Source organism: Streptomyces sp. NPDC058198 (assembly GCF_042882605.1).
GTDB lineage: Bacteria > Actinomycetota > Actinomycetes > Streptomycetales > Streptomycetaceae > Streptomyces.
Genome location: NZ_JBHVVP010000008.1, coordinates 91,727 through 115,207, shown reverse-complemented (window position 1 = coordinate 115,207; position 23,481 = coordinate 91,727). Strand labels below are relative to the sequence as shown.

At 72.3% G+C, this 23,481-nt stretch carries 20 protein-coding genes; 17 read left to right on the top strand and 3 right to left on the bottom strand.

Annotation, left to right across the window (positions count from 1 at the left end; genetic code table 11):
- Positions 1–88: 88 nt before the first annotated feature.
- The 5 genes from ACFVWW_RS24685 to sucD all read left to right on the top strand — a co-directional run bounded on the left by ACFVWW_RS24685 (position 89) and on the right by sucD (position 7,214).
- Positions 89–1,210 carry an AAA family ATPase gene (locus tag ACFVWW_RS24685; RefSeq protein ID WP_384189435.1) on the top strand — a complete coding sequence of 374 codons (1,122 nt, stop codon included), beginning with the start codon at positions 89–91 and terminating at the stop codon, positions 1,208–1,210.
- A 95-nt stretch (positions 1,211–1,305) separates the two neighbouring features.
- Positions 1,306–3,615: a DUF5682 family protein gene (locus ACFVWW_RS24680; RefSeq protein ID WP_386878148.1), complete on the top strand. Its 2,310-nt coding sequence runs from the start codon at positions 1,306–1,308 to the stop codon at positions 3,613–3,615.
- A gap of 8 nt (positions 3,616–3,623) precedes the next feature.
- Positions 3,624–4,799: a VWA domain-containing protein gene (locus tag ACFVWW_RS24675; RefSeq protein WP_384189433.1), complete on the top strand. Its 1,176-nt coding sequence runs from the start codon at positions 3,624–3,626 to the stop codon at positions 4,797–4,799.
- A 336-nt stretch (positions 4,800–5,135) separates the two neighbouring features.
- Positions 5,136–6,311, top strand: a complete 1,176-nt coding sequence (gene sucC / locus ACFVWW_RS24670) for an ADP-forming succinate--CoA ligase subunit beta (protein WP_384189431.1) — start codon at positions 5,136–5,138, stop codon at positions 6,309–6,311.
- Positions 6,312–6,329: 18 nt separating this feature from the next.
- Positions 6,330–7,214: a succinate--CoA ligase subunit alpha gene (gene sucD, locus ACFVWW_RS24665; RefSeq protein ID WP_384189429.1), complete on the top strand. Its 885-nt coding sequence runs from the start codon at positions 6,330–6,332 to the stop codon at positions 7,212–7,214.
- A gap of 90 nt (positions 7,215–7,304) precedes the next feature.
- On the opposite strand, the gene ACFVWW_RS24660 is transcribed toward sucD, so the two are convergent.
- Complete coding sequence (locus tag ACFVWW_RS24660; RefSeq protein WP_386877979.1) at positions 7,305–8,642, bottom strand: sigma factor-like helix-turn-helix DNA-binding protein; 1,338 nt, start codon at positions 8,640–8,642, stop codon at positions 7,305–7,307.
- 116 nt (positions 8,643–8,758) lie between these two features.
- Between ACFVWW_RS24660 and ACFVWW_RS24655 the strand changes: the two genes are divergently transcribed.
- Positions 8,759–10,612 (top strand): DUF6350 family protein, encoded by a 1,854-nt coding sequence (locus ACFVWW_RS24655; RefSeq protein WP_386877978.1) that lies wholly within the window; start codon positions 8,759–8,761, stop codon positions 10,610–10,612.
- Here the strand turns inward: ACFVWW_RS24655 and ACFVWW_RS24650 are convergent.
- Positions 10,602–11,534, bottom strand: coding sequence for a hypothetical protein (locus tag ACFVWW_RS24650; RefSeq protein ID WP_386877977.1), 933 nt, complete (start codon positions 11,532–11,534; stop codon positions 10,602–10,604). The two genes, ACFVWW_RS24655 and ACFVWW_RS24650, sit on opposite strands and share 11 nt — an antisense overlap.
- Positions 11,535–11,827: 293 nt before the next feature.
- Between ACFVWW_RS24650 and purN the strand changes: the two genes are divergently transcribed.
- Positions 11,828–12,508, top strand: coding sequence for a phosphoribosylglycinamide formyltransferase (gene purN, locus ACFVWW_RS24645; RefSeq protein ID WP_384334270.1), 681 nt, complete (start codon positions 11,828–11,830; stop codon positions 12,506–12,508).
- Positions 12,505–14,067, top strand: a complete 1,563-nt coding sequence (purH, locus tag ACFVWW_RS24640) for a bifunctional phosphoribosylaminoimidazolecarboxamide formyltransferase/IMP cyclohydrolase (protein WP_386877976.1) — start codon at positions 12,505–12,507, stop codon at positions 14,065–14,067. The genes purN and purH overlap by 4 nt, the downstream gene beginning before the upstream one ends.
- 115 nt (positions 14,068–14,182) lie before the next feature.
- On the opposite strand, the gene ACFVWW_RS24635 is transcribed toward purH, so the two are convergent.
- Complete coding sequence (locus ACFVWW_RS24635; RefSeq protein ID WP_384182446.1) at positions 14,183–14,806, bottom strand: hypothetical protein; 624 nt, start codon at positions 14,804–14,806, stop codon at positions 14,183–14,185.
- Positions 14,807–15,060: 254 nt separating this feature from the next.
- Here ACFVWW_RS24635 and ACFVWW_RS24630 point away from each other — a divergent pair, with 254 nt between their 5' ends.
- From ACFVWW_RS24630 to ACFVWW_RS24590, 9 genes are all read left to right on the top strand, one after another.
- Complete coding sequence (locus ACFVWW_RS24630) at positions 15,061–15,924, top strand: bifunctional methylenetetrahydrofolate dehydrogenase/methenyltetrahydrofolate cyclohydrolase (protein ID WP_384182443.1); 864 nt, start codon at positions 15,061–15,063, stop codon at positions 15,922–15,924.
- Positions 15,925–15,959: 35 nt separating this feature from the next.
- Complete coding sequence (locus ACFVWW_RS24625) at positions 15,960–16,721, top strand: DUF3017 domain-containing protein (RefSeq protein ID WP_384334279.1); 762 nt, start codon at positions 15,960–15,962, stop codon at positions 16,719–16,721.
- A 302-nt stretch (positions 16,722–17,023) separates the two neighbouring features.
- On the top strand, positions 17,024–18,085 hold the full coding sequence (locus ACFVWW_RS24620) for an XRE family transcriptional regulator (protein WP_384334282.1): 1,062 nt from the start codon (positions 17,024–17,026) through the stop codon (positions 18,083–18,085).
- A 191-nt stretch (positions 18,086–18,276) separates the two neighbouring features.
- A complete protein-coding gene (locus ACFVWW_RS24615; RefSeq protein ID WP_384182434.1) occupies positions 18,277–19,266 on the top strand; it encodes a malate dehydrogenase in 990 nt (329 codons plus the stop codon).
- A gap of 146 nt (positions 19,267–19,412) precedes the next feature.
- Positions 19,413–21,140, top strand: a complete 1,728-nt coding sequence (locus tag ACFVWW_RS24610) for a hypothetical protein (protein ID WP_386877975.1) — start codon at positions 19,413–19,415, stop codon at positions 21,138–21,140.
- The gene (locus ACFVWW_RS24605; RefSeq protein WP_386877974.1) at positions 21,127–21,501 is read left to right on the top strand and encodes a hypothetical protein; all 375 of its coding nucleotides are present in this window, start codon (positions 21,127–21,129) and stop codon (positions 21,499–21,501) included. Before ACFVWW_RS24610 ends, ACFVWW_RS24605 begins: the two co-directional genes overlap by 14 nt.
- A 3-nt stretch (positions 21,502–21,504) precedes the next feature.
- Positions 21,505–22,416 carry a hypothetical protein gene (locus ACFVWW_RS24600; protein ID WP_386877973.1) on the top strand — a complete coding sequence of 304 codons (912 nt, stop codon included), beginning with the start codon at positions 21,505–21,507 and terminating at the stop codon, positions 22,414–22,416.
- A 125-nt stretch (positions 22,417–22,541) separates the two neighbouring features.
- The gene (locus ACFVWW_RS24595; RefSeq protein WP_382520550.1) at positions 22,542–22,790 is read left to right on the top strand and encodes a helix-turn-helix transcriptional regulator; all 249 of its coding nucleotides are present in this window, start codon (positions 22,542–22,544) and stop codon (positions 22,788–22,790) included.
- Complete coding sequence (locus ACFVWW_RS24590) at positions 22,787–23,329, top strand: hypothetical protein (protein WP_384334294.1); 543 nt, start codon at positions 22,787–22,789, stop codon at positions 23,327–23,329. The genes ACFVWW_RS24595 and ACFVWW_RS24590 overlap by 4 nt, the downstream gene beginning before the upstream one ends.
- Positions 23,330–23,481 lie beyond the last annotated feature (152 nt).

The window sequence follows — 23,481 nt, the reverse complement described above, 5'->3', positions numbered from 1 at the left end:
ACCACCCCGGCCTGCGACGACGGCCGATTGTCAGTGGCGTGGTGCACCGTGGATCCCACATCCGGTCGATCGATCTGGAGGGGGATCCATGACCGTGCCCGAAACCACCGCGACCACCGACGTCACCGGCGGCGAGGCCCTGCGGCCGCACGCCGAGGACGCGTTCGCCGACGAGCTGAAGGCCCTGGCCGCGGCCGACGACCGGCAGCGGCCCGTCCGCTGGCGGCTGTCGCCGTGGGCCGTGGCCACCTATCTGCTCGGTGGCACGCTGCCCGACGGGACGGTGATCACACCCAAGTACGTGGGACCGCGGCGGATCGTCGAAGTCGCGGTCACCACGCTCGCCACCGACCGGGCGCTGCTGCTGCTCGGTGTGCCGGGCACCGCCAAGACCTGGGTCTCCGAGCATCTCGCGGCGGCCGTCAGCGGTGACTCGACCCTGCTGGTGCAGGGCACGGCGGGCACCCCGGAAGAGGCGATCCGCTACGGCTGGAACTACGCGCGGCTGCTCGCCCACGGCCCCAGCCGTGACGCGCTGGTGCCCAGCCCTGTGATGCGGGCCATGTCCGAGGGCATGACCGCGCGGGTCGAGGAGCTGACCCGTATCCCCGCCGATGTGCAGGACTCGCTCATCACGATCCTGTCCGAGAAGACCCTGCCGGTGCCCGAGCTGGGACAGGAGGTGCAGGCCGTCCGCGGCTTCAATCTGATCGCCACGGCCAACGACCGCGACCGCGGGGTCAACGACCTGTCGAGCGCGCTGCGCCGGCGCTTCAACACCGTGGTGCTGCCGCTGCCGGCCACTGCGGAGGCCGAGGTCGACATCGTCTCCCGGCGCGTCGACCAGATGGGGCGCGCGCTCGACCTGCCGGCCGGTCCCGAAGGCATGGACGAGATCCGCCGGGTCGTCACGGTCTTCCGTGAACTGCGCGACGGTGTCACGGCCGACGGCCGTACGAAGCTCAAGTCCCCTTCCGGCACGCTCTCCACGGCCGAGGCGATCTCGGTCGTCACCAACGGCCTCGCGCTCGCCGCCCACTTCGGCGACGGCGTGCTGCGACCGGGCGATGTCGCGGCCGGCATCCTCGGCGCGGTCGTCCGTGACCCGGCGGCGGACCGGGTGATCTGGCAGGAGTATGTCGAGACGGTCATCCGCGAGCGGGACGGCTGGAAGGACTTCTACCGCGCCTGCCGCGAGGTGAGCGCGTGACCACGACGGACGCGCGGGGCGCGGCCGTCGCCGTACCGGACACGGCGTCAGGCCCGGCGGCCGGTGCCGGACGGCGGGCCGCCGGACGGGGGCCGCTGCTGCTCGGGGTGCGGCACCACGGACCGGGGTCCGCGCGGGCCGTGCGGGCGGCACTCGACGCGGCCGCGCCGCGGGTCGTGCTGATCGAAGGGCCGCCCGAGGGCGACGCGTTGCTGGCGCTCGCCGCCGACGAGGCGATGCGGCCGCCCGTCGCGCTCCTCGCGCACGCCGTGGACGATCCGGGGCGCGCGGCGTTCTGGCCGCTGGCCGAGTTCTCTCCGGAGTGGGTCGCGCTCCGCTGGGGCCTCGCGCACGACGTACCGGTGCGGTTCATCGACCTGCCGGCGGCGCACTCCCTGGCGCTCGCCGCGCGGGACGAGTCCGCGAGCGAGCCTGCCGACTCCGACGAGTCCGCGAGCGAGCCCGACGAGCCCGAGACCGGCGCGCTGCGCATCGATCCGCTCGCCGTCCTCGCCGAGGCGGCGGGGTACGACGATCCCGAGCGCTGGTGGGAGGACGTCGTCGAGCACCGGGGTTCCGGCAGCCGTGCGGACGACCCCTTCGCACCGTTCGAAGCGGTCGCCGAGGCCATGGGCGCGCTGCGCGAGGAGTACGGCGACGGCGGACATCAGCGGGATCTCGTCCGCGAGGCCCATATGCGGCTCCAACTGCGCGCCGCGCGAAAGGAGTTCGGGGACGACGGCGTCGCCGTCGTCTGCGGGGCCTGGCATGTGCCCGCGCTGGCCGGGAAGACCACCGCCGGCGCGGACCGCGCGCGCCTGAAAGGGCTGCCCAAGGTCAGGACCGAGATGACCTGGGTGCCCTGGACCCACCGCAGGCTCGCCCGGCACAGCGGCTATGGAGCCGGCATCGACTCGCCCGGCTGGTACGGCCATCTCTTCGGCGTGACCGACCGCCCCGTGGAGCGCTGGCTGACCAAGGTCGCGGGCCTGCTGCGGGAGGAGGACCGGATGGTCTCCTCCGCCCATGTCATCGAGGCCGTACGGCTCGCCGAGACCCTCGCCGCGATGCGCGGCCGCCCGCTCGCCGGTCTCACCGAGACCACCGACGCGATCCGGGCCGTGATGTGCGAGGGATCCGAGGTGCCGCTCGGGCTCATCCGGGACCGGCTCATCGTCGGCGATGTGCTCGGCGAAGTCCCGGACACGGCGCCCGCCGTGCCGCTCCAGCGCGATCTCACCCGGCTACAGCGCTCGCTCCGGCTCAAACCGGAGGCGCTGGAGCGCGAGCTGGACCTCGACCTGCGCAAGGAGACCGACGCGGCGCGCAGCAGGCTCCTGCACCGGCTGCGGCTGCTCGCCATCGGCTGGGGCGAGCCGGCCGCCGGGCGCGGGTCCACCGGCACCTTCCGGGAGAGCTGGCGGCTGCGCTGGGAGCCCGAGCTGTTCGTCCGGGTCGCGGAGGCCGGCGTATGGGGCACCACCGTGCTCTCCGCCGCCACCGCCCAGGCCGAGTCGCAGGCCATGTCGGCGACCGCGCTCGCCGAGGTCACGGCGCTGGCCGAGCGCTGTCTGCTGGCCGAACTGCCCGACGCGCTGCCCGTGGTGATGCGGGCCCTCGCCGACCGTGCCGCGCTCGACGCCGACGTCGGCCACCTCGCCCAGGCGCTGCCCGCGCTGGCGCGCTCGCTGCGGTACGGGGACGTACGGTCCACCGATACCGAGGCGCTCGGCGAGGTCGCCGCCGGGCTCGCCGAACGGATCTGCGTCGGTCTGCCGCCCGCGTGCGCCGGTCTCGACGGGGACGGCGCCGCCGAGATGCGGACGCATCTCGACAGCGTCCACACCGCGATCGGCCTCCTTCCCGACGGCCACGGCCGCGATCTGGGCGGGCGCTGGGGAGCCGTCCTGCGCAAGCTCGCGGAGCGGGACACCGTGCCCGGGGTGATCCGGGGGAGGGCCGCCCGGCTGCTGCTGGACGACGGACGGCTCGCGGAGGACGAGGCCGCGCGGCTCATGGGCCTCGCCCTGTCGCCCGGCACCCCGCCGGCCGACGCCGCGGCCTGGATCGAGGGCTTCGTCGGCGGGGCGGGCGGGATGCTCCTGGTCCACGACGAACGGCTCCTCGGCCTGGTCGACGCCTGGCTGACCGGGGTGTCCGCCGACTCCTTCACGGACGTGCTCCCGCTGCTGCGCCGCACGTTCTCCGCCTACGAGCCGGGCGTCCGCCGCACGCTCGGTGAGCTGGTGCGGCGCGGGCCCGCCGCCGGTGGACCGGTGGAGTCCGAGGCCGCCGCCCCCGGCTTCGGGCCCGGCCTCGACGAGGCGCGGGCGGACGCCGTGCTGCCGGTGCTCCGGCTGCTGCTCGGCTCCGATGACAACGACCTCGCGGGGGTGACGGGATGAGTGACGGGATGAGCACGGACGGGACGGACCGGAAGGCCGACGAGCGGCTGCGCCGCTGGCGGATGGTGCTCGGCGGGGAGAGCGCCGACGGGACGGGATGCGCGCTCTCGGGCCGGGACGCGGCGATGGACAGCGCGCTGGCCGCGCTGTACGGCGCAGGCAAGGGCGGCGACAGCGGCGCCAGACGCTCCGCCGGGCTGGGCGCCTCCGCGCCGTCCGTCGCGCGCTGGCTCGGAGACATCCGTACGTACTTCCCCAGCTCCGTCGTCCAGATCATGCAGCGCGACGCGATCGACCGGCTCGGTCTGTCCACGCTGCTGCTGGAGCCGGAGATGCTGGAGGCGGTCGAGGCCGACGTCCATCTGGTCGGCACGCTGCTCTCACTCAACAAGGCGATGCCCGAGACGACCAAGGAGACGGCGCGCGCCGTCGTACGCAAGGTCGTCGCGGACATCGAGAAGCGGCTCGCCACCCGGACCAGGGCCACCCTGACCGGCGCGCTCGACCGGTCCGCGCGGATCAGCCGGCCGCGCCACCGGGACATCGACTGGGACCGCACGATCCGGGCCAACCTCAAGAACTACCTGCCGGAACACGGCACGGTGGTCCCCGAGCGGCTCATCGGATACGGCCGGGCCTCGCAGTCCGTGAAGAAGGAAGTCGTCCTCTGTATCGACCAGTCGGGGTCGATGGCCGCGTCCGTCGTCTACGCCTCCGTCTTCGGTGCGGTCCTGGCCTCCATGCGCTCCATCGACACCCGGCTCGTCGTCTTCGACACGGCGGTCGTCGACCTCACCGACCAGCTGGACGATCCCGTCGATGTCCTCTTCGGCACCCAGCTCGGCGGCGGTACGGACATCAATCGCGCGCTCGCCTACTGCCAGTCGCAGATCACCCGGCCCGCCGACACCGTGGTCGTCCTGATCAGCGATCTGTACGAGGGCGGCATACGCGACGAGATGCTCAAGCGCGTCGCGGCGATGAAGGCCTCGGGCGTGCAGTTCGTGGCGCTGCTCGCCCTGTCGGACGAGGGGGCGCCCGCGTACGACCGGGAGCACGCGGCGGCCCTCGCGGCGCTCGGCGCTCCCGCGTTCGCCTGCACACCGGATCTGTTCCCCGAGGTGATGGCGGCGGCGATCGAGAAGCGCCCCCTCCCCGTGCCGGATACCGCGACTTTTGGGTGACAAGGGGGCGCGAGGGGTGTAATGGTTGCTAAAGGGATAAAGGGGTCGCGTTCCGCCGGTTCGCGGAAGGGGATCGGCCGGGTGTGCGGGCCCCTCCGAGCCCACTGTGACGGGTATCACCGCTCTGTGACAGGTATCACCGCTCAGGTGTGATCTGTGATTTAGGGACCTACGGCCCACGGGGATAACCTGCGAGGCGGACATGCCGCGTACCGGACAGCGTGTACGCCTCCCTCAGTGACAGCGCAGTCACGTTGCCCTTCGCGGCACGCCCACGCAGACAACGAACCCGCGATCACCAGGCTGCGGTTTAAGAGACTAAAGGGACGGACACGCGTGGACCTGTTCGAGTATCAGGCGAGGGACCTCTTCGCCAAGCACGGTGTACCGGTGCTGGCCGGTGAAGTCATCGAGACGCCTGAAGCGGCCCGCGAGGTGACCGAGCGGCTCGGCGGCAAGGCCGTCGTCAAGGCGCAGGTCAAGGTCGGCGGCCGCGGCAAGGCCGGCGGCGTGAAGCTGGCCTCCGACCCGGCGGACGCCGTCGAGAAGGCCGGCCAGATCCTGGGCATGGACATCAAGGGCCACACGGTCCACCGGGTCATGCTGGCCGAGACCGCGGACATCGCGGAGGAGTACTACGTCTCCTTCCTGCTGGACCGCACCAACCGCACCTTCCTCGCCATGGCCTCCGTCGAGGGCGGCGTGGAGATCGAGGTCGTCGCCGAGGAGAACCCCGACGCGCTCGCCAAGGTCCCGGTCGACGCCAACGAGGGCTGCACGCCCGAGAAGGCCGCCGAGATCGTCGCCGCCGCGAAGTTCCCGGCCGAGATCGCCGACCAGGTCGCCGACGTCCTGCAGAAGCTGTGGACCGTCTTCATCAAGGAGGACGCGCTCCTCGTTGAGGTCAACCCGCTGATCAAGTCCGGCGACGGCACGATCATCGCGCTGGACGGCAAGGTCTCGCTCGACGAGAACGCCGACTTCCGCCAGCCCGGGCACGAGGCGCTCGAGGACAAGGCCGCGGCCAACCCGCTCGAGGCCGCCGCCAAGGCCAAGAACCTCAACTACGTCAAGCTCGACGGCGAGGTCGGCATCATCGGCAACGGCGCGGGTCTGGTCATGTCGACCCTCGACGTCGTCGCGTACGCCGGTGAGGCCCACGGCGGCGTGAAGCCCGCCAACTTCCTGGACATCGGTGGCGGCGCCTCCGCCGAGGTCATGGCGAACGGCCTGGAGATCATCCTCGGCGACCCGGACGTCAAGTCCGTGTTCGTCAATGTCTTCGGCGGCATCACCGCGTGCGACGAGGTCGCCAACGGCATCGTCCAGGCCCTGGAGCTGCTCGAGTCCAAGGGCGAGAACGTCACGAAGCCGCTGGTCGTGCGCCTCGACGGCAACAACGCGGAGCTGGGTCGCAAGATCCTGTCCGACGCCAACCACCCGCTTGTGCAGCGCGTGGACACCATGGACGGCGCGGCCGACAAGGCCGCCGAGCTCGCGGCCGCGAAGTAAGGGACAGGTCAGCACACCATGGCTATCTTCCTCACCAAGGACAGCAAGGTCATCGTCCAGGGGATGACCGGCGCCACCGGCATGAAGCACACCAAGCTCATGCTCGCTGACGGCACCGACATCGTCGGCGGCGTCAACCCGCGCAAGGCGGGTACCTCCGTCGACTTCGACGGCACCTCCGTACCCGTCTTCGGCTCGGTGGCCGAGGCCATCGAGAAGACCGGCGCCGACGTCTCCGTCGTCTTCGTGCCGCCGGCCTTCGCCAAGGCGGCCGTCGTCGAGGCGATCGACGCCGAGATCGGCCTGGCCGTCGTGATCACCGAGGGCATCGCGGTGCACGACTCCGCGGCCTTCTGGGCGTACGCGGGCAGCAAGGGCAACAAGACCCGGATCATCGGCCCGAACTGCCCCGGCCTGATCACCCCCGGCCAGTCCAACGCCGGCATCATCCCGGGCGACATCACCAAGCCCGGCCGCATCGGTCTCGTGTCCAAGTCCGGCACGCTGACCTACCAGATGATGTACGAGCTCCGTGACATCGGCTTCTCCTCGGCCGTCGGCATCGGTGGCGACCCGGTCATCGGCACGACGCACATCGACGCGCTCGCCGCGTTCGAGGCCGACCCCGACACCGACCTGATCGTGATGATCGGCGAGATCGGCGGCGACGCCGAGGAGCGTGCGGCCGACTTCATCGCCAAGAACGTCACGAAGCCGGTCGTCGGCTACGTCGCGGGCTTCACCGCGCCCGAGGGCAAGACCATGGGCCACGCCGGCGCCATCGTCTCCGGCTCCTCCGGCACGGCCCAGGCGAAGAAGGAGGCCCTGGAGGCCGCGGGCGTCAAGGTCGGCAAGACGCCGACCGAGACGGCCGAGCTGGCGCGCGCCCTTCTCGCGGGCTGATCGTCTCAACGCACCACGCGCGTGGGCCCGCACCCTTTCCGGGGTGCGGGCCCACGCGCGTTCTCCCTCGGCGGGACCTGCGGTACGAGCTCAGCGGACCTGCGGTACGAGCCGGTACGGCCCGTTCATCGGCTCCTTGCGGAGCTTCTCGCGCAGCTTCAGGTCCTGCTTGCTCAGCCGCTGCGGACCGCTGGCCACCGGGACGCCCTCGATCTGCTCACCGGGGGACTGCGGCGGTTCGTACCGCGTGGGCGCGGTGGACAGGGTGAACCCGGTCGCCCCCACGATCAGCACGGTGAAGGCGATGGCCGACCGCGTCCAGAGCCTGGCACGCCGCTCGCAGCCGCTCCGTACCTTCTTGGCCGGGGTGAGTTTCGGTGGCTCCACCGACAGGGTGAGCGCGCCGAGGCGCTCGTGCAGCAGCTCCGCGTCGGTCAGCTCCGGCAGCCGCCCGGCGACGGCCTTGCGGGCATGGATCAGCCGTCTCGCCGTCGCCGGGGTGCTCGCCTCCGTCTCGGCGGCCGTCTCCGGCAGGTCCAGCCCGAGTCCGTCGTAGAGCAGCAGCGTGCGGCGGTACGACGGCGGAAGAGCGAGCAGCGCCTCGCGCAGCTCCCGTCCGTCGCGTCCTTCGTGCTCGCCCGGGACCACGTCGAGCTTCTTGCCGGTGCGCCGCGTCCGGTGCCAGGGCGACATCGCGTACTCGTACGCCGCGGCGCGCACCCAGCCCGCCGGATCCCGGTCGACCGCGACCTCGGGCCAGCGCTCCCACGCGAGGTGGAAGGCGCGTTCGACAGAATTCTGGGAGAGATTACGCCGCCCGGTGAGCAGGTACGCCTGGCGGACGAGGGCGGGGGCCGCGAACGCGTACAGCGCGTCGAAGGCCTGGGCAGGGGTGAGCGCCGCGGCCATGTCATCGGCCATCCGGGGCCCGGCGCCGCCCCACATCCCGGGGTGTACGGCCTTCTCCCGTTCGACGAGGGCGATGGCGGCGGCGGCCGTGATGGGGGAGGCCGTGGGCACCCGCCGGGGGGAGTGCCGCGACCGGCGCGGCCGGCGCGCGGCGGATTCCCGTTCCTTCGTATCCTTCGTACGGTCCTGAGCAGCGGGTCTGCCCTGCTCCCTGTCCTGCTGACGGGCCGCGGACCGCACCTCGGCCGCCTCCGCCGCCTCGGCCGCCGCCTTCGCGGCCTGGGCCGCCTTGTCCTGGCGCTCCGCCTCGAAGCCGGCCAGCAGCTTCGCGTACACCTCTCCCTTGCGTCCCCGCGGAGGGGTACGGCCGGTCTCCCAGGACCGGATCGTCGACCGCGCGACACCCACCGCCCTCGCGACCTGCTTCTCGGTCATCGGCTTCGCCTCCCGCAGCCTGCGCCTCTCCTCCGGAGAGGGCAGCGGGGTGGCGGAAGCTCTGGGCGTGGTGCTCTGCGTCATGAGGTACTCCCCGCAGCACTGAATTGGCCGAAAAAGCACATAAACATATATTGGGCGACACAGCGGCTATCCGCCTCTTACGCGAATAAAGTGCCCGTCGTTGGCAGCATGACGGCGTGACCCAATTGACCGATCGCACCGCGTCGTTGTCCTCAGCCTCGGCCGTGGAGCGGGGCCGGGCCGTCGTGCTGACGACCTCTTTTCTCCGCGGGATCATCGCGGCGGGCCTCGGGCTCGGCGTGTTCGCCGTGCTGGTGCTGGCGATGTGGATCAGCTCGCCGTACCCCGACAACGGCGCCGGCGGGGCCCTGCGGGTCGCGGCCGCGCTGTGGCTGCTGGCCCACGGCGTCGAGCTGGTACGACCCGACACCCTCTCAGGGGCCCCCGCGCCGCTCGGAGTCGTACCGATACTGCTCGTCGCGCTGCCGGTGTGGCTGATGTACCGGTCGGCCCGGGACGCCCTCGAACCCGCCGAGGGGCGGCCGCAGCTCACCGCGCTCGGCGCCGTGTGCCTGGTCACCGGTGGATATCTGCTGGTCGGCGGGGCTGTGTTGGTCTATGTGGCGGACGGGCCGCTCACCGCGCATCCGCTGCGCGCGGCGCTCACGCTGCCGGTCGTGACCCTGCTGTCCACGGCCGCCGGGGCGTGGACGGCGAGGGGACGCCGGCTCGGTCCCGCGCCGTTGTGGCTGCCGGGGGCCGAGCGAAACCGTCTCGTCCGCACCGTGGGGCAGCTCGCGGCACGCCGCGGGAGCGTGGTCGCGCTGCGGTCCGGGTCCGCGGCCGCTCTGGTGCTGGTGGGCGGCGGTGCGCTGCTCGTCGGGGCCTCGCTGGTCTGGCACGGGGACCTGGCGCACGCGTCGTTCGCCCGGCTCGCCGGGGACTGGTCGGGGCGGTTCGCCGTGCTGCTGCTGGGTCTCGCGCTGGTGCCGAACGCCGCGATCTGGGGGGCCGCGTACGGCCTGGGGCCCGGCTTCGCGCTCGGTACGGCGGCGACCGTCACCCCGCTCGGGGTCGTGGGCACCCCCCAGGTGCCCGTCTTCCCGCTGCTCGCCGCAGTGCCCGCGGGCCCGCCGACCGCGCTGAACTGGGCCGCGGCGGCGGTGCCGGTGGTCGCGGGACCGGCGGTCGGCTGGTTCACGGTGCGGGTGGCCGCGCCGCGTTACGCCGTTCGGGCGGAGGCCTGGGGCACCGGCGAGACCGCGCTGACGGCCGCGCTCGGAGGCGCGGTGTGCGGGGTGCTCATGGCGGTTGTGGCGGCGCTGTCGGGCGGGCCGCTGGGCAACGCGGACCTGGCCGCCTTCGGTCCTGTGTGGTGGCTGACGGGGGCGGCGGCGCTGGGGTGGACGGTGACGCTCGGCGTACCGGCCGCGCTGCTGCTGCGAGCCTGGCGGCTGCGGGAGCCGCGTACGAAGGCCGCGACCCTGGGAGCGGAACCGGGCGTCCCTGCGGTGGCCTGGTGGCGGGCGCCCTGGCAGCTGGTGTGGCGCCCGTCGGTATGGCGGCCGTCGGCATGGCGACGGCTGATGTGGTGGCGTGGCGCCGTGACCGAGGTGCCCGCCGCAGGGCCGCGGGCATCGGACCCGGCCGGTGGCCACGACGCCCAGGACATCGCGGGCGGCGGAAGCGGCGCGCGGGCGGAGACGGGTGCGGCAGCGCGTGCGGAGACGCGGGCGGAGGCGGCGGAAGCGTTCGATCCGGATTTCGAGCCGTACGACTTCCTGCCGGCCGACGCCTGGTACGAGCGCGGTACGCGAGGGACGCGATGGGCGCCGGCCGCGGTGGCGCCGGGCGATCTGCTGGCCGACTTCGCAGCCGCGCCGCTGTCCCCGGAACCGCCGCTGTCCCGGGAACCGAGACCGTCTCCGAAAGCGAGGCTGTCCCCGGAACGGCCGTCGGAGCCGGCCTCTTCCGAGAAGAGCGGCTCCGACGAGGGCGATGCGGGGGGAGACCCGGGGCCTACTCCTTGACGCCGAAGATCGGGACCAGCGAATGCGGCAGCAGGTCGTTGCAGGAGAGCTGGCCCGTCTTCGTCAGGGCGTCGTTCACACACGTGTAGTAGTCGCGGTAGACCAGCTGCACGGTGAAGGTCGCCGCCACGATCGCCAGCGCGAGAGCGGCCGTCACCAGGCCGCTCACCGCTGCCGTGGTCTGCGGCCTGTTCGAGGTCGGGCCCTGAGCCGCGTTCCGCTGCTCCGGCTGTTCCGATCGGGCCGGAACAGGGGACGAGCCCTCGGACGCCGCGCCGTCCGGGCCGGAGGTGTGCCTTCCGGGCTTGTTGCGCAGCGAGCTGATGCCCCAGTACAGGGCCAGCGCCCCGAGCAGCAGAGCGATCTCGGGGAAGTCGAAGAGCGCGAAGAAGAAGGCCCACATCCCGGAGAGCAGGGCATAGCGGGCCCGGCGCTGGACCGGGTCCGTCGGATCCCAGCGCAGCCCACTGCCGCGACCGCCCTCGGGGCCGTCCTGGCCGCCTCCCTGGCCCTTCTGTCCGCTCTGGTTTCCGGGGCGGGTGCCGAAGCCGCCCGAGGAGCGTCCCGGCTGATGGCTGCTCCACTGGCTGCCCCAGCCCCGGCCGGAGCTCGAACTCTCGTCCGGGGAGTCACCGTTCTCGGGGCGGCGGGGCTGCCACGGCTGGTCGGGCCTGCCCTCGGGCGGCGGTGCGAACGGATTGTCGTCGGAGGAGCCGCCGGACCCGGAGGCCCCGCCGGAGCCCGAGGACCCGCCCGTCCCTGAGGAGCCTGAGGACCCCGAGGAGCCTGAAGAACCCGAGTCCCCGGAGGGCTCGGAGGGCCCCGAAGGCCCGGTGGAAGAGGACTGGCGTTCCCGTGGCAGCAGCACCAGCCCAGAGGGCAGCGGGAGGTGGAGTGCCGTGCGGCGGCGTCGGTCCGGCATCTGGTGAACGTCTTCCCCTCAGACCCGGCGAGCGGGGCTCTTTGTCTCGTACGGCCCGTCACGGAGACGGAACCCTGTCCCCAGACGCTACCTCCCGGCCAAGCCCCCGTCCCGTGGGGGCCGCCTGGTGTGCCGGTATCGTTGCTGACGGTCGGCGCCTTTGTAGAGTTCCCCGTATCGGGGAACACGATTCGTTCGTACGACCACACAAAGCCGCACGACCACGCCAGCCGCCGTACGACCACGCCGCACGACCCCGCGAGGCTGTGCTCGCTCCCAGAAAGGCGCCCGCTGTGGCCTCCCCGCCTTCCTCCGCCTCCCCGCCCCCCGCCGCGGACCCCGGCCGTCCGGTCCGCCCGGCAGGACCGGCCCGTCTCGTGGTGCTGGTCTCCGGGTCGGGTACGAACCTGCAGGCCCTGCTCGACGCCATCGGCGACGACCCCGAGGCCTTCGGGGCGCGCGTCGTCGCCGTCGGCGCGGACCGTGGCTCCATCGAGGGCCTGGCGCGTGCGGAGCGCGCCGGGCTGCCGACCTTCGTCCGACGGGTGAAGGACTACGGGACGCGTGACGCGTGGGACGCCGCGCTCGCCGAGGCGACGGCGGCGTACGAACCGGACCTGGTGGTCTCCGCAGGCTTCATGAAGATCGTGGGGAAGGAGTTCCTCGCGCGCTTCGGCGGGCGGTTCGTCAACACGCATCCCGCCCTGCTCCCCAGTTTTCCCGGTGCCCATGGCGTACGCGAGGCGCTCGCGTACGGCGCGAAGGTCACCGGCTGCACCGTCCACTTCGTCGACGACGGCGTCGACACCGGCCCGATCATCGCGCAGGGCGTGGTCGAGGTGCGGGACGAGGACGATGAAGACGCTCTCCATGAGCGCATCAAGGAAGTCGAGCGACGCCTGCTCGTCGAGGTCGTGGGGCGTCTGGCCCGGCACGGCTACCGCATTGAGGGACGAAAGGTAACGATCCAGTGACCGCCGAAGGTACGAAGCGGCCGATCCGCCGCGCGCTGGTCAGCGTCTACGACAAGACGGGCCTCGAAGAGCTGGCCCGTGGGCTGCACGAGGCGGGCGTCACCCTGGTCTCGACCGGCTCCACCGCCTCGAAGATCGCCGCCGCCGGGGTGCCTGTCACCAAGGTCGAGGAGCTGACCGGCTTCCCCGAGTGCCTGGACGGCCGGGTCAAGACGCTGCACCCGCGCGTCCACGCAGGCATCCTCGCCGACCTCCGGCTCGACTCGCACCGCGAGCAGCTGGCCGAGCTGGACATCGAGCCGTTCGATCTGGTCGTCGTGAACCTCTATCCGTTCCGCGAGACGGTCGCCTCCGGGGCCACCGCCGACGAGTGTGTCGAGCAGATCGACATCGGCGGGCCCTCGATGGTCCGGGCCGCCGCCAAGAACCACCCCTCCGTCGCGGTCGTCACCAGCCCCGAGCGGTACGCGGATGTCCTCGGAGCCGTACGGGACGGCGGGTTCGACCTGACGACCCGCAAGCGGCTGGCGGCGGAGGCGTTCCAGCACACCGCCGCGTACGACGTGGCCGTGGCCTCCTGGTTCGCCGACGACTACGCGGCCGCGGACGATTCCGGCTTCCCGGACTTCCTCGGCGCCACCTACGCCCGTAAGAACGTGCTCCGCTACGGCGAGAACCCGCACCAGCCCGCCGCGCTCTACACCGGCGCGGAAGGCGGCCTGGCCGAGGCCGAGCAACTGCACGGCAAGGAGATGTCGTACAACAACTACACGGACACGGACGCCGCGCGCCGTGCCGCGTACGACCACGCCGAGCCCTGTGTCGCGATCATCAAGCACGCCAACCCGTGCGGGATCGCGATCGGTGACGATGTCGCCGAGGCGCACCGCAAGGCCCACGACTGCGACCCGCTGTCCGCGTTCGGCGGCGTGATCGCGGTCAACCGGCAGGTCTCCGTCGCGATGGCCGAGCAGGTCGCCGAGATCTTCACCGAGGTCATCGTGGCCCCCGGCTACGAGGACGGCGCGGTCGAGGTGCTGGCCCGCAAGAAGAACATCCGCGTGCTGCGCTGCCCGGAGGCCCCGTCCGCCCCGGTCGAGGTGAAGCCCATCGACGGCGGTGCGCTGCTCCAGGTCACCGACCGGCTCCAGGCCGACGGCGACGACCCGGCGGACTGGACCCTCGCGACCGGCGAGGCGCTCTCCGTGGCCGAGCTCGCCGAGCTGGCCTTCGCCTGGCGCGCGTGCCGCGCGGTGAAGTCCAACGCGATCCTGCTCGCCAAGGGCGGCGCGTCGGTGGGCGTCGGCATGGGACAGGTCAACCGCGTCGACTCCGCGAAGCTCGCGGTCGAGCGGGCGGGCGAGGAGCGGGCCCGGGGCGCGTACGCCGCGTCCGACGCGTTCTTCCCGTTCCCCGACGGCCTGGAGATCCTGCTGAACGCGGGCGTCAGGGCCGTGGTCCAGCCGGGCGGTTCGGTCCGCGACGAGCTGGCGGTCGAGGCGGCGCGGAAGGCGGGCGCGACGATGTACTTCACGGGGACGCGCCACTTCTTCCACTGAGCCCCATCCACTGAGCGCGTTGCGCTGGTGAAAAGCCGAAGGCCGTAAACCCTGAGCGGGGTTTACGGCCTTCGTGCCTTCGTGAAGTGCCCGTAAGGGACGCACCGACGGGGCGTCAGTGGCGCGGGCGCTGGAACCAGGCCGCGCCGTCCTGCTTCGCGACGAACACGATGATCAGGATGCCGAGCGCCATGGTGACGATGCCGAGGGGAAGCGAGAGCACGCCGCCGAACGTGGCGAACGCGCCGTAGACGATCGCGCAGACACGCGTGGCGTTGCCGCCGGTCTTCATCTTCAGGGCGAGGGTGACCGAGAGCGCGGCGAAGACGAGCATCAGCACGGCCATGACGGCCACGATGCCCTTGCCGAGGTCGGCGAAGGCCTCGGTGTCGGCGGTGGTGGCCCCGGCGTCGTTCATCGCGTCGTCGATGCTCCCCATCGCGGCGAAGGCGATGATCCCGCCGATGATCTGGAAGGCGGAGATCACCCACAGCATGATGCGGGCGGCCTTCACGCCGCCCGGCATCTCCATGTGACCGCCGGGGTAGCCGCCCGGGTAGCCGCCGTACGGCTCCTGCACCGGCGGGGCCTGCGGGTAGCCGTACCCGGGCTGGCCCTGGGGCTGCCCCTGCGGGTAGCCGTAGCCCGGCTGGCCCTGCGGCTGGCCGTAGCCCGGCTGCTGGCCCGGCTGCTGACCCTGCGGCTGGCCGTACGGATTGTTGGGGTCGCCGAAGCTCATGGCGGGATTCCTCCGTTGGTGATGCGGGGACGACACGGCCCGCGCCGAGGAATAACTCCACTCTGAGCGGTCTGCCCCCCGACGCTGCCCGCGCACTGCGCGGCAATCGTGGTATCCACGTCTCCTTTCTGTCCAGTCGCTTTCCGCAGGTGTTGTGCAAGTGCAACCTCCTGTGGAGCCGCCGGTGACCGCGCGGGCGCACACCAGGCGGACACGAATTGGGACCGGGAGGGGTCATCCGCGAGGATGGGGGTATGACCGCCCAGATTCTCGATGGCAAGGCCACCGCAGCCGCGATCAAGTCCGATCTGACCGTCCGCGTGGCGGCTCTCAAGGCGAGGGGTGTCACCCCCGGCCTGGGGACGCTGCTCGTCGGGGACGACCCGGGCAGCCGCTGGTACGTGAACGGCAAACACCGCGACTGCGCCGAGGTCGGTATCTCCTCGATCCAGCGTGAGCTGCCCGACACGGCCACCCAGGAGGAGATCGAATCGGTCGTCGGGGAGCTGAACGCCAACCCCGAGTGCACCGGATACATCGTGCAGCTGCCGCTGCCCAAGGGCATCGACACCAACCGGGTGCTGGAGCTGATGAACCCGGCCAAGGACGCCGACGGGCTGCACCCGATGAGCCTCGGCCGGCTGGTGCTGAACGAGACGGGGCCGCTGCCCTGTACTCCGTACGGCATCATCCAGCTGCTGCGCCACCACGGCGTCGAGATCAAGGGCGCGCATGTCGTGGTCGTGGGCCGCGGTATCACCGTCGGCCGGTCGATCCCGCTGCTGCTGACCCGTAAGTCGGAGAACGCGACGGTGACGCAGTGCCACACCGGCACCCGCGATCTGTCGGCGCAGCTCCGGCAGGCCGACATCATCGTGGCCGCCGCGGGTGTGCCGCACATCATCAAGCCCGAGGACGTGAAGCCGGGCGCGGCGGTCCTCGACGTCGGCGTCAGCCGTGACGAGAACGGCAAGATCGTCGGGGATGTCCACCCGGGCGTCGCAGAGGTGGCCGGCTGGATCTCGCCGAACCCGGGCGGCGTCGGCCCGATGACCCGCGCCCAGCTGCTGGTCAACGTGGTCGAGGCGGCCGAACGCGCCGTCGCGGACGCGGGCTGAACGACGGCGGAACCGAATCCGGAAAGGGGCACCGAATGGGTGCTGGTACGAGCGCGGGCGACGCGGCCCGGTCGCGGCGCGGGGCAGGGCAGGCGACCGCGCGGGACACGGCGGTGCCGGACGCGGTCGCGCCGGTACGGGACGTCCCCGAGCCGGTCGCCCCGGCCGCGACGGTGGACCGCGCCGAGCCGGCCACCCCGGTGGGCGAGAGCCGTGTCGGCGAGGGCGCTGGCGTCGGAGACCCTGTCGCCGGGGGTTCTGTCGGCGGAGGTTCTGTCGCCGGGGACTCTGACGGCGGGGACTCTGGCGGCGGGGACTCTGTCGATGGGGCCGGTGAGCCGTCCGGCGGCGCCCCTGCCGAAGGAGCCGGTTCCGCGGGCGCCGACGCGGCGCCCGCAGGGCGGACCCGGCGCTTTCCCACCTTCACCCGGGACACCGCACGGCCCGAGGGCGGCGGTCGCGCCGCCCCCCGGGACGCGCCCGCGCCGGCGCGGCAGTGGCCGCTGCTCAGCGTGCTCGGGACGACCGGGCTCGGGCTGCTGATCGTCGGGCTGCATCCCTTCCCCGAGGCGTCCCGGATCGGCACGATACTGATCGGTGTGGCCCTGATCGGCGCCGCGGTGCTGCGCCGCGTGATGCCTTCCGTGGGCATGCTGGCCGTGCGCTCGCGCTTCACCGACATGGTCACGTACGGCCTGCTGGGCGTCGCCATCGTGATGCTCTCCCTGATGACACAGCCCGAGCCATGGCTGGAGATCCCGTTCCTGGAGGACATCGTCCACTCGACCGTGCCGTAGCCCACCGACGCTTCGGTACGTAGCCATGACGGCGCCCGTCCTCTCCCCCGTGGGAGGACGGGCGCCGTCCGTTGTGGTGGTGCCTCCCGGCACAGGCATCAGAGTCATGGACGCGCCAAAAGGGTTCAAGGGTTACCCGGTGCCTGTGGCACGGAGGTGACCATTCCGCCACGGTGTGATCAGCCCGCTACGGATGGGAGACTGGGGCGGGAGCGCCGGAGGCCGCCGGGAACGGCCGGGCCGGCGGTGGGGGAGTGGAGCGCGGGGCACATCGGGCACGTGCGGGGGACAAGGGGGAGGCAATGCCTCGTTGGAAGGCGCTACCGGACGAACTCGACCCTCAGGTCAGGGAGTTCGCGAGCCAACTGCGCAGGCTGGTCGACCGCAGCGGTCTGGGCATCGCCGCGCTGGCGGACCGGACCGGCTACAGCAAGACGTCGTGGGAGCGCTATCTGAACGGGCGGCTGCTCCCGCCCAAGGGCGCGATCCTCGCGCTGGCCGAGGTGACCGGCACGCATCCGGTGCATCTGACCACCATGTGGGAGCTGGCGGAGCGCTCCTGGAGCCGGTCCGAGATGCGCCACGACATGACCATGGAACAGATACGGATCTCCCAGGCGCGCGAGGCCCTGGGCGAGTTCGGCCGGCCACCGGCCGGTGACTCCACCGGCCGCCGTGGCGCCGGTGCTCCCGGCGGCTTTCCCGGTGGCTTCCCCGGTAGCCGTGACGCCGCGCCGGCCGGCCACGGCCCCGGCGCCGACGCGGGCAGGCCCCGGCCGTCCGCCGTACCGCAGGGGCGCGGCCCCGCCGGCCCGGGACAGCCGCCGGGCCACGCGCCCGCCGCCTCCCCCGGCCAGGCACGCGGACGGCGCAGGGCGACGCTCATCGTGGCGGGTGTCGTCGGCGTGCTGCTGGTGGCCGCGACGGTGGTGCTGCTCACCGGCCTCGGCGGTGACGGCGACGACGCCAAGCCCGTCGCCGCGTCCCCGTCGCCCTCCCCGTCCACCAGCGGCCCCGCGCTGCCGGCCGGGGTGAAGTGCGCCGCCGACGACTGCGCCGGCCAGGACCCGGAAGACATGGGCTGCGGCGGCGAGTTCGCGAAGACCGTCGCCAGTGCCACGGTCGGTACGGCCCTGATCGAGGTCCGCTACAGCGAGACCTGCGGGGCGGCCTGGGGACGGATCACCCAGGCGTCCGTCGGCGACACGGTCCAGATCACCTCCGGCGCGGGGGAGGGCCACAGCGGTTCCGTCGACGCCAGCATGGACGCGTACACCCCGATGGTCGCCGTGCCGGACGCCGCGGGCGCCACGGCGTGCGCGACACTCGCGAACGGTGAAACGGGCTGCACCCCGGCGCAGTAGGGAGACGGGCCGCACCCCGGCGCGGTAGAAACGCCGTGAGCCGTGCCACAAGGGGGCGGCGGTGCGGGGAGTCCCGGGTCGGATAGCCTGATCGCCGGATATCTCTTCACGTCAAGATTCAGATCGGCGGCGGGGAGATGTCCCGCACCAGGGGCAGGGCCCCCACCGCCAGCTGTCTTACGGAGATCGCCATGACCCGCACTCCCGTGAATGTCACCGTCACCGGCGCGGCCGGCCAGATCGGCTACGCGCTGCTCTTCCGCATCGCCTCCGGCCACCTGCTCGGCGCGGATGTGCCGGTCAAGCTGCGCCTTCTGGAGATCCCGCAGGGTCTCAAGGCCGCCGAGGGCACCGCGATGGAGCTCGACGACTGCGCCTTCCCGCTGCTCCGCGGCATCGAGATCACGGACGACCCGAACGTCGGCTTCGACGGCGCGAACGTGGCCCTGCTGGTCGGTGCCCGCCCCCGTACGAAGGGCATGGAGCGCGGCGACCTGCTCTCCGCCAACGGCGGCATCTTCAAGCCGCAGGGCAAGGCCATCAACGACCACGCCGCGGACGACATCAAGGTCCTCGTCGTCGGCAACCCGGCCAACACCAACGCGCTGATCGCGCAGGCCGCCGCCCCCGACGTACCGGCCGAGCGCTTCACCGCGATGACCCGCCTCGACCACAACCGCGCCATCTCGCAGCTCGCGCGGAAGACCGGCGCCGCGGTCTCCGACATCAAGCGCCTGACGATCTGGGGCAACCACTCCGCCACGCAGTACCCGGACATCTTCCACGCGGAGATCGCCGGCAAGAACGCCGCGGAGACCGTCAACGACCAGGCCTGGCTGGCCGACACCTTCATCCCGACCGTCGCCAAGCGCGGCGCCGCGATCATCGAGGCCCGGGGCGCCTCCTCGGCCGCCTCCGCCGCCAACGCGGCCATCGACCACGTGTACACGTGGGTCAACGGCACCGCCGAGGGCGACTGGACCTCCATGGGTATCCCGTCCGACGGCTCCTACGGTGTGGCGGAGGGCCTGATCTCCTCCTTCCCGGTCACCACCAAGGACGGCGCGTACGAGATCGTCCAGGGCCTGGACATCAACGACTTCTCCCGGGCCCGGATCGACGCCTCGGTGCAGGAACTGACCGAGGAGCGCGACGCGGTGCGCGGGCTCGGCCTGATCTGATCTCTTCGTACGACTGGACGCCCCCGGCACGCGCCGGGGGCGTTCTGCGTGCGAAGGGGCACGCGGCGTCGGCCGGTGCCCTACGATGTCAGCTTCCGTAGCTGCCAACGCCCCTGTGCCACATGGGTAGTTGACTCTTCAAGGGGATGTCGTTGACCGAAATCGCGATGGCCCGGCAGCCCGGCGGCGGGGACAGTCAAGCGCAGGGCAGGGCACCGGTGGAGCCCGCCGCGAGCGAGGCGTGCCGGCTGCTCTGTGCCGGTGTTCATCTGGACGGCGGCTACCGGGACGCCGTCCTCGACGAGCTGTACCTCCACGAGGAGCGCTTCGTCGCCCCCTCGACCGGGATCGACGCGGCCCGGGTGCTCGCGCACGCGCTGCGCGCCCGCAGGACCGAACTCGGCTGGGCCGTCGGCATGCTGGCCCTGTGGATCTCCGCCGTACCCCTCACCAGCGGCCTGTTCCTGCTTCTGGTGCCGCCGTGTGTCCTGCTCGCGCTCGCGCCGTGGATCACGGGCCGGTCGCCCCGAGCCCCCTGGTACCGCAAGGCCGCAGGTTTCCTGGTGCTCTGGTACGGACGGTTCCTGCTGGCCGGCGTCCTGGTGAGTCTGGTCCTGCTGGGCTTCTCCGGCGAGGACCCGCCGAGCGAGGTGGAGCTGGTGTCGGAGGGCGGCTCCCTGCTGCCCGGCCTGTCGGGCGGCCTCGACTCCTTCGCCGAGCCGGGCCGGGCCTGGGCCGCCCTGATCCTGTTCCTGCTGATCATGGTCGGAGTCGGCCTGCGGCGCGGCCAGTTCGCCCGGGTGATGACGAACGAACTCTCCGCCCGCCGCTTCCCCGAGGTCTCCTCCGACCCCGCCGAGCTGGCCTCCGGCGCCCGCTATCAGCGGCTGCGCGCCCGCATCCGCGCCGAGCAGCACGCGCCGCTGGTGATGTACCACTCGGCGAACCCGTTCCGCGGTGTCGGAGAGCCGTTCCGCCCCTGGACGCTCGCCGTGGAGCTGCGCCCCCGCAAGGACCGCAAGCCGGTGCCCGTCGACAACGGCGAGATCCTGCGCCGGATCGTCCCGCTGCTGGAGGCCCTGCGGGTGCCTTCCCCGCACGGTTCGCCGGAAGCGGCGGACGCGGTACGTGACCGGCTGCGCGAACTGCGCGTCGACGAGTGCGTGTTCCTGCCGGTCGACGGGCTCACGCGGCGGGACGGAGCCCCGTACGACGACGCGAGCTTCGGCCCGCACCGTGACGGCTCCGTCGAGGAGGGCGGCGAGGCGCGGCGCCACTTCCTGCGCGTCAGGGTGGGCGGCTGGCACGAGGAGCTGGTCGTCACCGTCTTCGTACGCGTCCACACCCAGGGCGGCATGCTCATGCTGGAGGTCGCCCCCCATGTGCTGATGCCCGTACGCCCCCAGTTCCGCGAGGCGGACCGGGTGGCGCACCGGTATCTGAACAACTCCTTCATCGGCAAGGCGGCCTGGGCACTGGCGCACGCGCCGGAGTCGATGGGGCAGGCCCTGCTGGCCCTGGTGCGCTACCTCGTCAGCGCGTGGGAACTGCTCACCGGCGGACAGGCCGGCGCGCTGCCGGACGGACCGGCCGTCTCCGTCCGGGAACTCGGTTCCGACTCCGAGGCGTCCCTCTTCCAGGAGATGGACGTGAGCCGGTATCTCAAGAGCGTCGAGGACCGGGTGGCGGGCGGAGTGCGGCTCGCCCTGTACGAAGCGGGCTGGCAGACGGCCGAGTTCGAACAGAAGATCGTGAACGTCGCCAACGGCGGAGTCTTCATCGAGACCGCGCAGGACAGCGCCATCGGCATCGGCGATCACAACAGCGTCAGCAACCGCAACGAGGGAGCGGGGAGCAGCAATGGCAGGGACTGACGAGGGCCGTCCGGGCGTGCGTATCGGCTCGGTGAGCGGCAGCGCGTTCAGCATCGGAGACCACAACACCGTCACCAACACCAATGGCGCGGAAGCGGCGAGCGACCCGGCCCAGGCGGAGTTGCTGGCCGCCGTACAGGCGCTGCGCGCGGACCTGGCGCGCTTCGTCGCCACCGACGACACGGCCGCGCTCGACGCCGAACTCGTCGCCGCCGAGGAGGAGATCACCACGGCCGGCGCCGCGGGCCCCGGCAGACTCGCCCGGCTCCGTGACGCGCTGGCGGTGGCCGGCGGCGTCGCGGGGACGCTCGCGTCCGGGGTCGCCGTCGGCCAGGCCGTCGGCGCGCTGCTGGGCGGCTGACAGGTGACGGGAGAGGGACGGACGGCCGGGGGCCGGCCGCACTGGAACGCCGACACCCAGCGCTGGGAGAGCGGCGAGGCGCCGGCGGCGTACCGACCGCCGCCGCCTCCGCTGCCGCTGTTCGCGCCGTACGGCCCGGACGCCTCTGACGGCGGGTCCGGTCCCGGGCACGACGGCGCGGGCGGCCCGCGTGGCGGTCCGTGGGGGGCGGGCTCCCGGCGCACGACTGTCGTCGTGATCGCCGTCGCCGCCGTGCTGGGCGCGGGCAGCGTGGCCGCCTGGCTCTCCTGGGGCCGGGACGGTGCCTCGGACGAGGCGTCCCCGCAGCCGGGCGTCAGCGCCACGGACGGCTCGTATGCCACGGACCTCACGGACGCACCGCCGGTCACGGACGACCCGGCCGCCACGGAGAGCACGGAAGGAACGGGCGACCCGGGCGACCCCGGCTCCGCCTCGCTGCCGCCCGGTTTCCGGGTGGCCGAGGACCCCAAGGGCTTCACCCTCGCCGTACCCGAAGGCTGGGAGCGGACCTCGGGCAGTACCGGTGTCTTCTACACCGCGCCCGACGAGCTCAGCCTGATCCAGGTCTTCACGATCGCGGAAGAGGGCATGACGTCGGAGGAGCTGGTCCGGCAGTCGTCGGCGAACCTCGCCGAGAGCAACGACGGCTATACGGAAGCCGGCGTCGGCGCGGTGAGCGGCGGGGACGAGAACCCGGCCGGTGACGCCGCCGAGCTCGTCTACTCCTACGACAGCGAGAAGACCGGTGGCCGCCGCCAGGGCATCGAACGGGTCTTCACCGCGACCGACGGGCAGCGGTACGCCGTGCTGGTGGCCGCTCCCGCCGGGGAGATCTCGTCCCAGCGGCGCACGCTGGAGACGGCTCTGGAGCACTTCGAGCCCGGCTGGAGCTGAGGCCGGCCCCGCCCAGGACCGCAGCAGGACGACCGCCGGAGGCCCCGACACCGCGACACCGCGGGTCGGGGCCTTTCGCATGTCCACAGTTGCGGACCTCCACTCAAATGTAGTACTTCTTATACATGAGCGAGCAGGTACACAACAGGCTGGCGGTGGTCAGGGCCGAGCGGAAAGTGTCCCGCCAACAGCTGGCCGAGGCGGTGGGTGCCCACTACCAGACCGTCGGCTACATCGAGCGGGGTCAGTACAACCCCAGTCTTGACCTGGCACTGAGGATCGCGGAGTTCTTCGGTCTCCCCGTGGAGGCGCTGTTCTCCCTCGAACCCTTCAGCCCGCTCACGGACGAGGTCTACGGGAGGAAACAGCGATGACCACACGGCAGATGCCGGAGCCGACGGCGTACGACCGGCGGATGTACGCGCTGATGAACAAGGGCGAGGGGCGGTTCTTCTACGCGACGGCGGCCCGCAGGCGCGGGATCGTCTGCGCGCATATCGCGCTGACCGCGCTCGGCGCCGCGGCCTGGATCATGGTGGGCTTCTCCGACCAGTGGTGGGTCCTCTTCGTGCTGGTCGGGGTGGGGCTGCCGTGGGGCGTCGCGACCGGCCTGATCAACTTCGCGACGCGGGGGCTGCTTGAGCTGCGCGGCCGCGTCCTGGACGAGCGGCAGCGCGCGGAGCGCCACCGCGTCCAGGCCCGCGCCCACCGGGCGACCTCGTTTCTGCTGCTGGCCGGCGCGCTCGCCGCGGGTGCGGTCGGCTGGCTCGGAGAGGTACAGGCCGAGGTGCGGGTCGAGGTGCTGCTCGCACCCGTCCTGGTCGGGGTCCTCGTCGTGCACTGGCTGATGCCGCTGTGGGTGGCCGGGCTGCTGGTCGAGGACGAGCCCGCCGAGGAGCTCATCGAGGAGTAACCGACCTTCCATACGGGCTATATGCCCTCATATCGCGCGTATGCCCCGTGACCCGACGCACTTCCGGTCACGGGGCAGGCATGCTTTCCGCCCTTCGGGGCAGGCGCCGGAGTCGCCAGTTCTCGCTGGTGGAGAACGATCCGGGAATGGAA

Excerpts from the sequence above, each read along its gene's own strand:
- ACFVWW_RS24685 (WP_384189435.1), top strand. The coding sequence starts at position 89 with ATGACCGTGCCCGAAACCACCGCGACCACCGACGTCACCGGCGGCGAG.
- ACFVWW_RS24675 (WP_384189433.1), top strand. The coding sequence starts at position 3,624 with ATGAGCACGGACGGGACGGACCGGAAGGCCGACGAGCGGCTGCGCCGC.
- sucD (WP_384189429.1), top strand. The coding sequence starts at position 6,330 with ATGGCTATCTTCCTCACCAAGGACAGCAAGGTCATCGTCCAGGGGATG.
- ACFVWW_RS24660 (WP_386877979.1), bottom strand. The coding sequence starts at position 8,642 with ATGACGCAGAGCACCACGCCCAGAGCTTCCGCCACCCCGCTGCCCTCT.
- ACFVWW_RS24650 (WP_386877977.1), bottom strand. The coding sequence starts at position 11,534 with ATGCCGGACCGACGCCGCCGCACGGCACTCCACCTCCCGCTGCCCTCT.
- ACFVWW_RS24635 (WP_384182446.1), bottom strand. The coding sequence starts at position 14,806 with ATGAGCTTCGGCGACCCCAACAATCCGTACGGCCAGCCGCAGGGTCAG.
- ACFVWW_RS24630 (WP_384182443.1), top strand. The coding sequence starts at position 15,061 with ATGACCGCCCAGATTCTCGATGGCAAGGCCACCGCAGCCGCGATCAAG.
- ACFVWW_RS24625 (WP_384334279.1), top strand. The coding sequence starts at position 15,960 with ATGGGTGCTGGTACGAGCGCGGGCGACGCGGCCCGGTCGCGGCGCGGG.
- ACFVWW_RS24620 (WP_384334282.1), top strand. The coding sequence starts at position 17,024 with ATGCCTCGTTGGAAGGCGCTACCGGACGAACTCGACCCTCAGGTCAGG.
- ACFVWW_RS24615 (WP_384182434.1), top strand. The coding sequence starts at position 18,277 with ATGACCCGCACTCCCGTGAATGTCACCGTCACCGGCGCGGCCGGCCAG.
- ACFVWW_RS24610 (WP_386877975.1), top strand. The coding sequence starts at position 19,413 with ATGTCGTTGACCGAAATCGCGATGGCCCGGCAGCCCGGCGGCGGGGAC.
- ACFVWW_RS24605 (WP_386877974.1), top strand. The coding sequence starts at position 21,127 with ATGGCAGGGACTGACGAGGGCCGTCCGGGCGTGCGTATCGGCTCGGTG.
- ACFVWW_RS24595 (WP_382520550.1), top strand. The coding sequence starts at position 22,542 with ATGAGCGAGCAGGTACACAACAGGCTGGCGGTGGTCAGGGCCGAGCGG.
- ACFVWW_RS24590 (WP_384334294.1), top strand. The coding sequence starts at position 22,787 with ATGACCACACGGCAGATGCCGGAGCCGACGGCGTACGACCGGCGGATG.